Source organism: Streptomyces sp. 8L (assembly GCF_020176795.1).
Taxonomy (GTDB): domain Bacteria; phylum Actinomycetota; class Actinomycetes; order Streptomycetales; family Streptomycetaceae; genus Streptomyces.
Genome location: NZ_JAIUKE010000161.1, coordinates 1 through 13,323, shown reverse-complemented (window position 1 = coordinate 13,323; position 13,323 = coordinate 1). Strand labels below are relative to the sequence as shown.

The following is a 13,323-nucleotide window of genomic DNA, read 5'->3' as shown; positions in this document are numbered from 1 at the left end:
GTGCGGGGCCGGGGCCGGTTCACGGACCGGCGGGGCCATCCGCCCACGAATCCGCGGACTCGGCGTCGCTCATGCCCGCCATCCGGACACCGGTGCCACCGCCGCGACGACGGCCGCCCGTGTCTCCTCCCGCGACTGCGGCTCCGTCGTGAGGAGCGCGTGCAGGATCATGCCCTCCAGCAGGGCGTCGAGGCGGGCGGCGGTCTCCGCGCCGGTGAAGCGGGCCAGCACGGCGCGGCTCGCCCTGGTCCACTCCTGGGTCAGCACGCGCAGAGCCGGATCGCGCAGGGCCGCCAGGTGCAGTTCGAAGCCGAGCACGGCGCTGCGGCGCCTGGACGGACCGCCCTGCACGAGTTCCACCAGCACGTCGACCAGGTCCTCCGGCGTCCGCACGGCCGCGAAGAGGGCCTCGAACTCGCCGCTCCGCGCCTCGACGTACCAGCGGAACGCCTCGCCGCGCAGCTCCGCCAGGCTCGCGAAGTGGTACGTGACCGAGCCGAGCGGCACATCCGCGCGCGACGCGACCTTCCGGTGCGTGAGGCCGGCCACCCCGTCCGCGACGAGCACGTCGAGCGCGGCATCCAGGACGCGGGTCCTGCGCTCCGGATCGTGCCGCCGCGCGCGACGCCCCTCGGCCGTGCCGGTGGACGCTTCTGTCCTCTCCATAAGAACAAACGTACACTACATCGGAACGGATGTTCTTATCGGCCGGCCGGCCGGCCGACCAGCCGGCCGACCAGCCGGCCGGCCCGCCCGTCACGCCCGGTCAGGCGCCGTCCGCCGCCGCGCTGAGCGCCGCCAGGTCCAGCTTCTTCATGCCGAACATGGCCTTCATGGCGCGGTCGGCCCGCGCGGGGTCCGGGTCCGTGACCAGTTCGACCGCGCCCCGGGGCACGACCTGCCAGGACAGCCCGTACTTGTCCTTCAGCCAGCCGCAGGGCCCCTCCTGGCCGCCGTCGCCGACCAGCCGGTCCCAGTACGCGTCGACCTCGCCCTGGTCGGCGCAGTCGATGACGAACGAGACGGCCTCGTCGAACGAGAACTGCGGGCCGCCGTTGATGATCGTGTAGGGCTGGCCGTCCAGCTCGAAGTCGACCGTCAGGACGGTGCCCTTCCGGTCGGGATTCGCGTCGCCGTAGTGGGAGACACGGTTGATCTTCGAGTTCGGGAAGACGGAGACGTAGTACTCGGCCGCTTCCATGCCGTTCTGGTCGAACCACAGGTTCGGGGTGAGCTTCGGCATCGTGTCCCTCCTGATAAGAGGCGTCTCGGCGGTCACGGCCGCGGTGCGGTATGCCGCCACGACCGGCGACCGGCCCACTCCGCCGTAGGCAGCCCTATGCCGCCGTACGCCGTCATACACCTGTTTACGGTGATGAGACCGGTGCCACGGTCAAAACTCATCGAAGGTTCCGGCGCGAATCGGAGATCTTGGACCGCCCCGTCGCCACCGCCCGGGCCATCCTGGACAATTGCCCTTTCGGATGAACAGGGCGGGCGGCGCGCGCGGCGTGAGTGGCGTGCGCGGTGCGCACAGGGCGAGCGGAACGAGCGGAACGCGGCGGTCGCGCGTCTTCGCGTGGGGAGGGTCGTGGCCAATGAGTCGAGGTGCCGGCGGGCTGGCGGGGAACTGGGCCCAGGCGCAGCGTCAGCAGCAGCGACAGTACGAGGCGCAGCAGCGGGAGCGGGCCGCCTACGAGCGTGAACAGACCCGGCAACGGCAGGCGGCGGCGCGCGCCGGCCGTGAGCAGCAGGCGCAGTACCGGCGAGAGCGGGAGGCCGAGGCGCAGCGCCGTACGGCCGAACTCGACGGGCGGGTCGCGGAGCTGTCGGGGCTGCTGGTGAAGGGCTGCGGCGTCGAGCCGTTCCGCGCGGCGTCGCTGCTGCGGACGCACGGCCCGCTGGAGCCGTTCGCGCCGGGGGCGCTCGCACAGCCCGTCCCCCTGCCGGACCCGGCCCGCTACCAGCCCCAGGGGCGCGGCTGGTCGCACGCGCGGCGGCAGGCCGCGCGCGAGGAGGCGGAGCTGCGGTACGCGCACGACCTGGAGGCCGCGCGTCACGCGGAGGAGCAGCGTACGCGCCAACTCGACGCGTACCGGCGCCAGTACGACGCCTGGGCGGCGGGCGTACGGGCCGAGACCGACCGTCACAACGACGCCGTCCGCGCCATGGAGGCGGGCCTGCGGGACGGCGACGCGGAAACGGTCGTGGAGTACTTCACGGCCGCGCTGTACGCGTCGACGGCATGGCCTGAGGAGTTCCCGCGCCAGGTGAGCGCCGCGTACGACCGGGGCGCGGCCGAGCTGGTGCTGGAGTGGGAGCTGCCGCCGTTCGAGGTGGTGCCGGAGTTCAAGTCCGTACGGTACGTGGCGAGCGCCGACGAGGAGCGCGAGGTGGCGCGGCCGGTGACACAGCGGCGCGCGCTGTACCGGGAGGCCCTCGCACAGAGCGTGCTGCTGGTGCTGCGGGACGTCTTCGCGGCGGACGAGTTCCGCACCGTGCGCGCGGTCCGGTTCAACGGCTTCGCGGAGGGCCCGGACCCGGCGACGGGCCGGCACACCCGCGTCGTCCTCGCCTCGGTCGCGGTCGAGCGGGACGACTTCGAGGCGCTCAACCTGGAGCTGGTGAGCCCGGTGGACTGCCTGGTGGACGGATTGCGCGGACAACTGTCCACGAAACCGGACCAGTTGGCGGCGGTTCCGGCCGTGCGGCGGCCGGCGGAGGTGGGCACGGGCGTCGTGGTCTCGCACGGCGGGGGCGAGGAGCCCGACCTGTTCGAGATGGACCCGCTGGAGTTCGAGGAGCTGGTCGCCGAGCTGTTCCGGGCGCGCGGGATGCGGGCGCTGACGACCATCAGGTCGGGCGACGGCGGTGTCGACGTGGACGCGCTCGACCCGGACCCGATCAGCGGCGGCAAGATCGTGGTGCAGGTCAAGCGGTACCGCAACACCGTGCCGCCGACGGCGGTGCGCGACCTGTACGGGACGGTCCAGGACCAGGGCGCCAACAAGGGCCTGCTGGTGACGACTTCGGGGTTCGGCAACGGCTCGCGCGCCTTCGCCAACGGCAAGCCGCTGCAACTGGTCTCGGGGCCCGAGCTGGTGGAGCTGCTGCACCGGTACGGGCTGCGCGGCAGGCTCGGCCCGCGTACCGCCGTGCCGGAACAGCGCACGGGAGGCACGGCGAGCGCGCCGGGCGGCGGCGACACACTGGTGGACGCGTCGGCCGACCCGGACGCGAACACCCTCGGCATGACATGGGCGGGCGATGTGGCCCTCGACGTGTGCGCGCTGGTGTGCCGGGGCACGCGCGTGCTCAGCGACGACCACTTCGTGTTCTTCAACAACCCGCGCACGCCGGACGGTTCGGTCGCGATGGTCGAACCGGTCGCGGGCGCCCGCGCGGCCGTCCGGGTAGGCTTCGACGGCCTGCCGCCCGGCGCCGACCGGCTGGTCCTGGTCGCGGCGGTGGACCCGGTCGCCAACCCCGAATCCGACCTCTCGGGCTTCACGGACGCGGGCATCCGGCTGCGCGACGCGTCGGGCACCGAGCTGGACCGCCTGGAGGTCTCCGACGGCAGGCCGGGCGAAACGGCCCTGGTCCTCGGCTCGTTCCGGCGCCGCGAGGGCGGCGACTGGGACTTCGTGGTCGGCGGAAAGGGCTACCGGGGCGGCCTTGAGGCGCTGGTGGAGGACTTCGGCATAGAAGTGGAGTAGGGCGCGGGGGCCGCCCGTCACGTCCCGTTGCGCGGGCCCGGCCTCACGGACCGGCCTCCGTCGGGCGCACCGGGGGCGTCCGCGCCGTCCACTCCGCGTAGAGCGGCAACCGGCCCCGGCCGAGGAGGAGTCCCCCGCCGCGCTCACCGCCCCGATCCCGCCGCCGGCCAGGTGACCGACACCCCCTCAGGGCCGAAGGCGACCTCGAACCGCGCCAGCGCGGGGGCCCCGTCGCGCCGGTACCGGCCCACGGTGTCCTCGACGGCGTCCCACAGCGTCGCGGGGCCGCCCTGGCGCACGGTCCACCCCCCTTCCACCGGCCGCAGCGCCGCCCACGATCCCGCCGCGACATCGAGGAAGACGGTCTCCATGACGCCGTCCCGCTCCAGGCTGAAGCGCTGGGCGCACGGTGCGGCGAGCTGCGCGACGAACCGCGTGTTCCAATCGTCCAGGGCGTCGGGCCCGACATCCGCGAGCCGCTCCGTACCCGCACCGAGGTCGGGCAGCACGCCCAGCGGAGGCGGCAGTTGAGGCCGCGCGAGCATGAACGAGATCTGCCCGTCCAGGAACCGGCCGCGCGCGGTGCCATCCGCGTCGACCGTGAGCCGTGCGAGCGCGGAGGAGTGCAGCCAGCCGCACAGGGTGGCCAGGATGATGCCCCCGGGCCGGACCTGTTCGAGCCAGGCGGTCGGCGGCTCGACGATCCCGCACGTGACGATCAGCCGGTCGTACGGCCCGCCGGACGCGTGGCCGAGCAGGCCGTCACCGACCACGAGGTGCGGCGCGTAGCCGACGGTCCACAGGGCCGTGGCCGCGCGGACCGAGACATCCGGATCGACCTCGACGGACGTCACCAGGTCCTCGCCGAGGCGGTGGCTGAGGATTTCCTCTCCAACAGGTCCGCCATGGCGGCGAGCATGGGCAGACCGCTCTCCGGCTCCAGCCAGGCCCCCGGAGTGGTTCAGGGGTTGGGCGGCCTGCGGCCGGGTTTGTTGCGGCGGGCGAGGCTGAGGAAGAAGTCCTCCTGGTCCTCCACCGTCCGGACCTGTGCCGTGACCGTGTCCAGGTGTCGGTGGCAGGCCCACAGGGTGTGGATGCCGGAGCCGCGTTCGACGCTGCCCGCGTATGTCGTGAGGCTGCTTCCACACGCGACGCAGGACTGCGCGGCCGAGGCGTCAGCCATCGGTCCCGGCCTCCCGGCTCGCCCCGGCGGGTGCGTCGACGGCGGGGGAGAGGCGGTAGGTGGTGCGGCACTCCGCGCAGGCGTAGAGGTCCCGGCCACCGACGGCCGGCGCGACGGAGATCAGGGCGAGGGCCGGTGCCCCGGCGTGGTGCCAGTGGCACCAACCTGCCTCTGTGCACGGGCGGTTCACTGCGCGGCCTCGGCGCATTCGGGGTGCGCGCGGGGGAAGACGCGGACGTTGTCCGCGTCCCGGCGCTCGCCGAGGTCGACGGCGCTGCCGGTCCGTACGGTGACCCCGCAGTAGACGCACGTCGCGCCGCGCCGCTGCTCGTCGGTCAACTCGGAGATCGCGACACACGGTAAGGGCTTCACGGTGACGGACATGGCCTGCTCCCTGGGCTGATGAAGGAGGTGTCGGCCACCTGTCGGGTGGGGGTTCGGCCGAGACCTCAACGTGCCCTTCACGCTATGTACGCGTCCGGTCGCAGCCCAGTGACGTTGTGCACCACCCGGGATCTCGATCGGCGCTCGGGTAGGACGCCGTGTCCTACTCCGCTCAGAGAGTCGGGTCGACTCCCAGCCGCGCGGCGAGGCTCCTCAGCGGGGTGTTCCGGCGACGCTCAGCCTCCAGCATCTCCCTTACGGTGCTCGTCGCGAGCGCCTGGAACTTGATCCATTCCGGCTGGTCGCGCTCCACCTCCATGAGCGTGCCCAGAGCACCCTCCGCGTCGCCGGTCCGGTACCGCGCCTGCGCGACGTCCACGCGGTACGAGGCCGAGTGCACGGGGCGACTGATCTCTGCCACATCGACTCGGCTTGCGTGCCTCAGCGCCTCGTCCGGCCGGTCCACCCGCCCTGCCAGCGAGATGTTCACCTTCTGGGTCCGTACGTCGACGGGTGAGAACACGCTGCCGTAGGCGCGTACCGGTCCGGAGCGAGTGGCCGCGGCTTCGGCGACCGTGAGCAATCGCATGGCCTCGTCGTGCTGGTCGCGACGAGCGGCAGGAGTCGCCGCCGCCACCAGCAGATTGCCGTATACCGCGAATTGCTCGGCGGTGGCCCGGCGGAACGACGGCTCCAGCGCGTCAGCCTTGCGCTCGGCGATGCCTTGCGCTTGTTCCCAGCGACCCTGGCGCAACAACACCCAGGACAGGGTGCTGACCCCCATACCCTCCGCGAGCGGGTCCGATGCCCGCCGGGCGGCGTCCAGTTGCTTCTCGACGGCCTGGAAGGCCCAGTCCGTATGGCCTGCCTGCGTGGCCAGGGAGGCGGCCAGTTGGTACGCGAGCGCGAGCCCCGCCCACACGAGCTCGCTGTCGGACTGGCGGGCGGCGGCGCGCCCGTCGCGCAGGAGTAGCGGCAGCATGCCGGACAGCTGCGAATACGCGCCTGCCCAGTACAGGTTGGTTGCCCTTGCCACCGACGACGACCAGACGTCGGCGTCCGGGGGGTCTTCGTCGAGATCGTCGGCCAGGACGCCAGGCAGGGCGCCGATGTCCTGGATGGCGTCCCGGAGGGCGAGCAGGCCGCCGTCGTCGCTGAGCTGCTCCGTCACGGTGGGCTGCCCGACCAGGCGCTCGAGCTGGACGTCCAGGGCTCGGGCGAGGAGCCGCAACGTGTCGATGCGCGCGGTCTGCCGACGACCCTGTTCGAGCTTGCGAATGGTATCGACGGACACGCCCGCTCGCTCGGCGAGTTCCTCCTGGGTGATGTCGCGGAACTCGCGCAGGCTGCGGATGCGATCCCCGATGGAATGGTTCATGTCTACCCCCGCATGAAGGTGTTGCGTCCAAGGTACTGCTGCCGTGCCACGCGGCCACGCCTCCGTCGGGCTCATGGATCGGCCTTCGGCAGGCCGCCCAGGTGGGTGTAGGAGAGGCAGAAGTGCCGGGCAGCCCACCGCCCTCGGTCTCGAAGCGTCCGCCGCGCTCGCAGGCTGCCACTGTCACACATCGGACCACAGGGGCTACGGTACGTGAGCGGCCTACGGCGCGGACACACTGAACGGGAGACGCTGTGGACGAGCGGCGTAAGCGGTTCGGGGGGCGCGTTCACCGTCGTCGGGAAGGCCCGGCCAACGCCCGGGGCCGGGGGGCCAGACGGCGTGCTCGCCGTGGGCGAGCGGCTGAAGCGGTCAGCCGTCTGTCTCAAGACGGCGTTGCATGTGGTGGGGCCGATAGTCTGTGTTGATGGAGACCTCGGTTGAGACCGCTTGCCGCATCTGTGGTCTGGATGATGGGGAGGTTCTCTACGAGCACGGGTTTCCTCGGTACGTCATCTGCGAGTGCTGCTACAACGAGTCCGGCATCGGTGATGACACCGTGACGCAAGTCCGCGAGCTGCGCGGCTACTGGGTCGGTCACGGTGCGCGGTGGCACGAGCCGCAGCGGAAACCGGCGGACTGGGATCTGCTGAGTCAACTCGCCAACATCCCGCCGCAATGGCGCTGACCGGGCTGGCCGAGCGTCACCTCACTCGGTGACTCGGCGGTAGCGGATGAGGTTGCGGTGATACCCGCGAGGGCGAGGAAGCGCTCGGGTTCGCGCCCATAGCGCCCATCACGCCTGCGGCGGTAGCGGCGGTGCAGCCGGCGGCAGCCGCCCGGTCGGCTCACCCGGCCCGGGGCCGCCGGGAGTTCAGGAACCTCCGCCCGAACTTGCCCTGTCCCGCTGTGGTGGCCGGGGGAGACCCGATCGCTCCCGCGTTCCGCGAACTGAGGTGTGGACCTCGCGAGCGCGGCAGTTGAAGAGGCGCGACCCGATGCGCCAGCTGAGGCGTGTTCTTTGAGTGCGTGACCCGGGCCCACGCCGAGGCGGCTGAGAGCGGGCCCACCGTCGCGGCCCTGGGGCAGGCTCACGAGGCGTCCGTCGGGGGCGGCGCCCCGAGGCACCCGACTGGGCGTACCGGGTCAGCCCCGGGGAAACGAGCCGGAACAGGCCGCGGCCCATGCTGAACACGTGATCCGGATGTCGACCGACCCGGCCGGCGACCGTACCGCCTCACGCGTCCGGGTCGTACTCACCCGGCTTCAGGAGTTCGACGCCGTGGCCGAGGTCCGCATCCTCCTGCACGCGCACGGGCAACTGCCTCAGGCGCAGGCGTAGCACGACGCGGTGCCCTGGATCGCCCCCGCAGCGCCACAAGCGCAACGCGAACAGCGGAGAAAGCGCTTCACAGCGCAAGCGCGCAACCCCCGCCCCGCGCCCCGGAGATCGCGGAGGCGGACCACTCACCGGCTTCCGTACGGGCGAACGTCACGAACCATCGCCAAGCACCACACAAGCCCCGCCCCGATATGGACGGCAAAATCCGGCGCGGGACAACAGTGTGGGCATACGTGCCAATTCGCCTGCCCTCTATACCCCGTTGAACGAGTCTTGACTTTGTCTCAGAGCAAGCTGAACAGTGTGTGAGTAATCCCCATACGTTCCGTGCGAACCACAGAACGCGGTTGCTTTCTCGCGGTGTTGACAACGTTGTCGGCTCCGGATCGGGCCGCCGTGGCCTCCGCCAGGACCCCGATCGGGCCCGCGGCGGGGCCGTGGGCATCGGGAAGGCGTCCGCGTCGCTCCCGGCCGCCCGGTCGTCGTGCACCACGCGCAGGCCACCACCGACGGTGCCGGCGTGCTCCCCATGCACCTGCGCCCCAGCGGCGTATGACGTGAAGGAGATCCATGCACTCCCGAAGTCTCAGATCAACGGCCGGACGGGCACTGGCCGCCGCGGTGGCGGTGGGTGTGGTCGCCGGGATACCGGCGGCGGCGCAGGCGAACCCGCGGCAGGCGGCGCCGTCCGCCGCCCCGACGCAACCGGTCTACCTGGACACGCACTACTCGTTCGCTCAGCGCGCGGCCGATCTGGTGTCGCGGATGACGCCGGCGGAGCGGGTCGCCCAGCTCCAGACCAACGACGCGCCCGCCATCCCGCGGCTCGGGGTCCAGCAGTACACGTACTGGAGCGAGGGGCAGCACGGCATCAACCGGCTCGGCGCCGACGCCGAGGCGGGCGGGCAGGGCGCGCTCGACGTGACGGCCACCAGCTTCCCGGTGAACTTCGCGTCCGCGATGTCCTGGGACCCGGAGCTGACGTACAAGGAGACCACCGCGATCTCCGACGAGGTGCGCGGCACCCTCGACAAGTCGCTCTTCGGGAAGGGGCAGAACAACCTCGGCCCGTCCAAGTCGGACTACGGCGACCTCACCTTCTGGGCGCCGACGGTCAACATGGACCGTGACCCGCGCTGGGGACGTACCAACGAGTCGTTCGGCGAGGACACGTTCCTCGCGTCCACGATGGCCGACGCGTTCGTCGACGGGTACCAGGGCCAGACGATCACCGGCAAGCGGCAGACCCCGTACCTGAAGGTCGCCGCGACCGCAAAGCACTACGCCCTGAACAACGACGAGAACAGCCGGCACACGCAGAGCGCGAACACCACCGACGCGAACATCAGGGACTACTACACCAAGCAGTTCGCGAGCCTGGTGGGGGACGCGCACGTGTCCGGCATCATGACGTCCTACAACGCGGTGAACGGCACCCCGGCGCCCGCTGACACCTACACGGTGGACGAACTCCTCCAGGCAACCTACGGGTTCAGCGGGTACACCACCTCCGACTGCGGTGCGATCAGCGACGTCTACTCGTCCGGCGCCCACAACTGGGCACCGCCGGGGTGGACGACCAACGGCACGACGTGGACGAACACGTCCACCGGCAAGCAGGTCCCGGCGGCGGCGGGCGGCCAGGCGTTCGCACTGCGGGCCGGCACCCAGCTGAACTGCGCGGGCGGCGAGATGACCACGCAGAACGCGGACGCGGCGATCTCGCTCGGCCTGCTCACGCCCGGGGTGATCGACAGTGCGCTGACCAAGCTCTTCACGGTCCGGATGGAGACCGGCGAGTTCGACCCCGCGAGCAAGGTCGCGTACACCAGGATCACCAAGGACCAGATCGAGTCGCCCGCACACCAGGCCCTGGCGGAGAAGGTCGCGGAGCAGGACCTGGTGCTGCTCCAGAACAAGAAGGTCTCCGGGACATCGGCCCCGCTGCTGCCGGTGAACCCGGCGAAACTGAACCATGTCGTCATCGTCGGCGATCTGGCCAACACGACCACGCTCGGCGGCTATTCGGGCCGGCCGACGAAGAAGGTCGACGCCGTCCAGGGGATCACCGCGGCGGTCAAGGCCGCCAACCCGTCGGCGACCGTCACGTTCGACGCCTGCGGCACCTCCACGACCGCCAAGACGCCCGCGTCGTGCTCCGCCGCGACGCAGAACGCGATCAAGGCCGCGGACCTGGTGCTCGTGGTCGCCGGCTCCGACATGGCCGTGGCCGACGAGGGCACGGACCGCTCCACGATGGCGCTGCCCGGCAACTACGACTCGCTGATCAGCCAGGTCGCCGAGCTCGGCAACCCGCGTACGGCGATGGTCATGCAGGCCGACGGCCCGTACGACATCGAGGCGGCCCAGAAGGACTTCCCGGCGATCCTGTTCAGCGGCTACAACGGCGAGAGCCAGGGCGACGCGCTCGCCTCGGTGCTGTTCGGCAGGCAGAACCCGTCCGGGCACCTGGACTTCACCTGGTTCGCGGACGACGCGCAGCTCCCGTCGATGGACAGCTACGGGCTCACCCCGTCGCAGACCGGCGGCCTCGGCCGTACGTACATGTACTTCACCGGCAAGCCGACCTACCCGTTCGGATACGGCCTGTCCTACTCGGACTTCACGTACTCCCATGTGCAGGCCAACGCCCGTTCCGTATCGGCCGACGGCACCGTGAAGGTCGGCTTCGACGTCAAGAACACCGGTACGTCGGCGGGTTCCACGGTCGCCCAGCTCTACGCGGCGCCGCGGTTCACCGTGAAGGGCACGGAGCTACCGAAGCAGCAGCTGGTCGGCTTCAAGAAGACGGCGGTGCTCGCGCCGGGGCACACGCAGCACATCACCCTGTCCGTCAAGGCCGCCGACCTCAGCCAGTGGGACGAGAGCGCGCTCAAGCAGGTCGTCCACGACGGCGACTACCAGTTCCGCGTCGGACCCGACTCCGCGACCGTGGCCGGCGCCGGCACGGTGCGGGTACGCGGTGCCATCACACCGCGGGTGCGGTCGGTCACCGTCCAGCCGAGCGAGGTGCTCTTCAAGGCCGGTGACACACTGGACCTCACCGGAACCAACCCGATGATCGCGCCGGACACGGACTCCGCGCTGGAGCAGAAGCACGCCACCGCGGACCACATCGTCGAGGCGGCTGACAACGACCAGTCGTTCGCCGACCTGTCCAAGGCCCGTGTCACGTACCGCACCAGCGACCCCCGGGTCGCCACGGTCGACCGGCGCGGCGTGGTCACCATGCGGGCACCCGGCGCGGCGAGCATCGAGGTGACGGTGGACGGTGTCACCGGCACGACACCGGTCGTGGTGCAGGACCCGTTCAGTGTGAAGGCGGCCGGCATCGTCAAGCCGGACACCACCATCACCGCGACGGCGACGTTCACCAACACCAGCGGGCACACCGCCCGCGGCCTCTCGGCGAACCTGAAGGCACCGAGCGGCTGGACGGCCACGGCGACCTCGCCGGTCACGCGGTCCAAGGTCGCCCCCGGCCAGAAGGTGACGGCCACCTGGAGCGTCGTCGTTCCGGGGAGCGCGAAGCCCGGCACCAAGGCGGAGCTGGACGCGACGGCGGCCTTCGACGGCGGGGCCGGTGCCTACAGCGAGGCCGCGGTCAGCCCGCTGACCGTGACCTCCGGTGCCACACCGCAGCAGGTCACCCCGGTCGTGAAGGGCGTCGACCCGCCCTCCGGTTCGCTCCAGGTGGTCCTGGACAACCCGTCGGACACCCCCACCACGGTGACGGCCGTCAACTGGAAACTCGGTGACGCGTCGGGCACCCGGCCCGTCAGCGCGACCATCGCCGCCGGGGCGTCGGCCACCGTCGAAGTCCCGGTACCGGACGTCGCGTTCGCCAAGGCCTACCCCTTCACGGTGACGAGCGTCATCTCCGGCGACCTGCCCTCGGAGGCGTTCTCGGGGCATGTCACCTTCCTGCCCGTCGTCAACAAGAGCCTCGGCAGCTCGTGGACGCTCTCCCAGGTCCAGGACGGCCCCGCGGTGGATCTGGCCACCACGGCCGACGGGACCTACACGTCCCTGGACGGCTCCCAGCCCTACGGCGGCCCGTCCGACCTGTCGGGCAAGGTGTGGCTCGACTGGGACGCGAGCAACCTCTACGTCACGGCCAACCTCACCGACGACGTATTCTCCCAGCCCGCCGACGGGGCCGACATGTGGCAGGGCGACAGCCTGCAACTGGCGGCGACCTCGGGCGTCCCGGGCGCGTCGGCCACGGAGAGCACCGACTCGGTCGACGGGCACTACGAGTACGGCTCCGCGCTGACCCAGGCCGGCGCCCAGCTGTACCGGTGGATCGCCCCGACCGAGGGCAGCGGACTGGTCACGGACGCGTCCGTCCATGTGACCAGGGACGACGACACCCACACCACCCTCTACGAACTCGCGATCCCATGGAGCGACCTCACCTCGGTCAAACCCACGGCGAACAACGTGTTCTCCTTCTCGCTGGACGTCAACGACAAGGACAACGGGGTCCGCAAGGGCTACACGCAGTGGGGCGACGGCATCGGTTCCAGCAAAGACGTCGGCGGGTTCAACATGGCCCAGCTGATGCCCGCGAGCGGCTCGTAGTCCCGCAGGCGCGGGGCGAGTCGAACGAGATCGTCCGGCGCCGGCGGCACGAACCCGCCTGACACCGGGGCCACCATGAAGGGCCCCCATCGCCCGGACTCCGGGGGATGGGGGCCCTTCGCGTGCCCGCCGAGGCGTGGTGCCGGTGGCAGCAGCCGGATTCGGCGGTCGGGCGTTCACCGGGCGGCTCGACGCTTTCGGGCTGGGCGCGCGGAACAGGCGTACACCGTCGGTGTTTTGGCCCCCGGGAATCAGATGTGGGTCCCGGCCCGGTCAAGTCGAACTCTCGTCCGGCAGCCGAGGCCCCGGCCGGTCAGCCGAGGTCTTGTCGGATCAAGCCGAGATTTCGTCCGGCCAAGCCGAGATCTCGTCCGGCCAAGCCGAGATCTCGTCCGGTCAAGCCGAGGTCTCGTCCCGAATCCACGTCAGGTAGTCGTTCCCGCCGTGCGTGATCGGAGTCGCGATGATCTCCGGGACGTCGTAGTCGTGGACGCCGCGGATCTGCGCCTCCAGCGCGGGGAAACGCTCCGCCGTGGTCTTGTACAGCACCCGCCACTCCTGGTCGTTCCGTACGGCGCCCTCCCAGCGGTAGACGGACGTGACGGGCCCCTCGACCTGCGCACAGGCCGCCACCCTCGCCGGCCCCGCGCGTGGCCCCGCGCTGCCCGACGAGACCCCGCCGGCGGGCCGGGGCAACACCGGGGCCCCCACGCTA

11 protein-coding genes are annotated in these 13,323 nt (G+C 71.3%); 4 read left to right on the top strand and 7 right to left on the bottom strand.

The window, feature by feature from the left end:
- Nucleotides 1-69: 69 nt before the first annotated feature.
- A complete protein-coding gene (locus LCE31_RS15270; protein WP_225014800.1) occupies nucleotides 70-666 on the bottom strand; it encodes a TetR/AcrR family transcriptional regulator in 597 nt (198 codons plus the stop codon).
- Nucleotides 667-766: 100 nt separating this feature from the next.
- Nucleotides 767-1,243, bottom strand: coding sequence for a VOC family protein (locus LCE31_RS15265; protein ID WP_225014799.1), 477 nt, complete (start codon nucleotides 1,241-1,243; stop codon nucleotides 767-769).
- A gap of 355 nt (nucleotides 1,244-1,598) precedes the next feature.
- Here LCE31_RS15265 and LCE31_RS15260 point away from each other — a divergent pair, with 355 nt between their 5' ends.
- Entirely contained in the window at nucleotides 1,599-3,716 is a 2,118-nt protein-coding gene (locus LCE31_RS15260) for a restriction endonuclease (protein WP_225014798.1), read from the top strand.
- Between the two features lie 143 nt (nucleotides 3,717-3,859).
- On the opposite strand, the gene LCE31_RS15255 is transcribed toward LCE31_RS15260, so the two are convergent.
- The 4 genes from LCE31_RS15255 to LCE31_RS15240 form a co-directional block, all read right to left on the bottom strand.
- On the bottom strand, nucleotides 3,860-4,570 hold the full coding sequence (locus LCE31_RS15255; RefSeq protein ID WP_308042253.1) for a hypothetical protein: 711 nt from the start codon (nucleotides 4,568-4,570) through the stop codon (nucleotides 3,860-3,862).
- A gap of 107 nt (nucleotides 4,571-4,677) precedes the next feature.
- A complete protein-coding gene (locus tag LCE31_RS15250; RefSeq protein WP_225014797.1) occupies nucleotides 4,678-4,899 on the bottom strand; it encodes a hypothetical protein in 222 nt (73 codons plus the stop codon).
- Between the two features lie 186 nt (nucleotides 4,900-5,085).
- Nucleotides 5,086-5,283 carry a hypothetical protein gene (locus tag LCE31_RS15245; protein WP_225014796.1) on the bottom strand — a complete coding sequence of 66 codons (198 nt, stop codon included), beginning with the start codon at nucleotides 5,281-5,283 and terminating at the stop codon, nucleotides 5,086-5,088.
- A gap of 172 nt (nucleotides 5,284-5,455) precedes the next feature.
- On the bottom strand, nucleotides 5,456-6,661 hold the full coding sequence (locus LCE31_RS15240) for a helix-turn-helix transcriptional regulator (protein WP_225014795.1): 1,206 nt from the start codon (nucleotides 6,659-6,661) through the stop codon (nucleotides 5,456-5,458).
- Nucleotides 6,662-7,088: 427 nt separating this feature from the next.
- Here LCE31_RS15240 and LCE31_RS15235 point away from each other — a divergent pair, with 427 nt between their 5' ends.
- From LCE31_RS15235 to LCE31_RS15225, 3 genes are all read left to right on the top strand, one after another.
- Nucleotides 7,089-7,349: a hypothetical protein gene (locus LCE31_RS15235; RefSeq protein ID WP_225014794.1), complete on the top strand. Its 261-nt coding sequence runs from the start codon at nucleotides 7,089-7,091 to the stop codon at nucleotides 7,347-7,349.
- A gap of 507 nt (nucleotides 7,350-7,856) precedes the next feature.
- Nucleotides 7,857-8,003, top strand: a complete 147-nt coding sequence (locus tag LCE31_RS15230) for a hypothetical protein (protein ID WP_225014793.1) — start codon at nucleotides 7,857-7,859, stop codon at nucleotides 8,001-8,003.
- Between the two features lie 570 nt (nucleotides 8,004-8,573).
- Nucleotides 8,574-12,608 (top strand): glycoside hydrolase family 3 C-terminal domain-containing protein, encoded by a 4,035-nt coding sequence (locus LCE31_RS15225; RefSeq protein ID WP_225014792.1) that lies wholly within the window; start codon nucleotides 8,574-8,576, stop codon nucleotides 12,606-12,608.
- 396 nt (nucleotides 12,609-13,004) lie between these two features.
- Here the strand turns inward: LCE31_RS15225 and cutA are convergent, their stop codons facing one another.
- On the bottom strand, nucleotides 13,005-13,304 hold the full coding sequence (gene cutA / locus LCE31_RS15220) for a divalent-cation tolerance protein CutA (RefSeq protein WP_225014801.1): 300 nt from the start codon (nucleotides 13,302-13,304) through the stop codon (nucleotides 13,005-13,007).
- Nucleotides 13,305-13,323 lie beyond the last annotated feature (19 nt).

Coding starts and splice junctions, on each gene's coding strand:
- LCE31_RS15270 (WP_225014800.1), bottom strand. CDS start 666: ATGGAGAGGACAGAAGCGTCCACCGGCACGGCCGAGGGGCGTCGCGCG.
- LCE31_RS15265 (WP_225014799.1), bottom strand. CDS start 1,243: ATGCCGAAGCTCACCCCGAACCTGTGGTTCGACCAGAACGGCATGGAA.
- LCE31_RS15260 (WP_225014798.1), top strand. CDS start 1,599: ATGAGTCGAGGTGCCGGCGGGCTGGCGGGGAACTGGGCCCAGGCGCAG.
- LCE31_RS15250 (WP_225014797.1), bottom strand. CDS start 4,899: ATGGCTGACGCCTCGGCCGCGCAGTCCTGCGTCGCGTGTGGAAGCAGC.
- LCE31_RS15245 (WP_225014796.1), bottom strand. CDS start 5,283: ATGTCCGTCACCGTGAAGCCCTTACCGTGTGTCGCGATCTCCGAGTTG.
- LCE31_RS15240 (WP_225014795.1), bottom strand. CDS start 6,661: ATGAACCATTCCATCGGGGATCGCATCCGCAGCCTGCGCGAGTTCCGC.
- LCE31_RS15235 (WP_225014794.1), top strand. CDS start 7,089: ATGGAGACCTCGGTTGAGACCGCTTGCCGCATCTGTGGTCTGGATGAT.
- LCE31_RS15225 (WP_225014792.1), top strand. CDS start 8,574: ATGCACTCCCGAAGTCTCAGATCAACGGCCGGACGGGCACTGGCCGCC.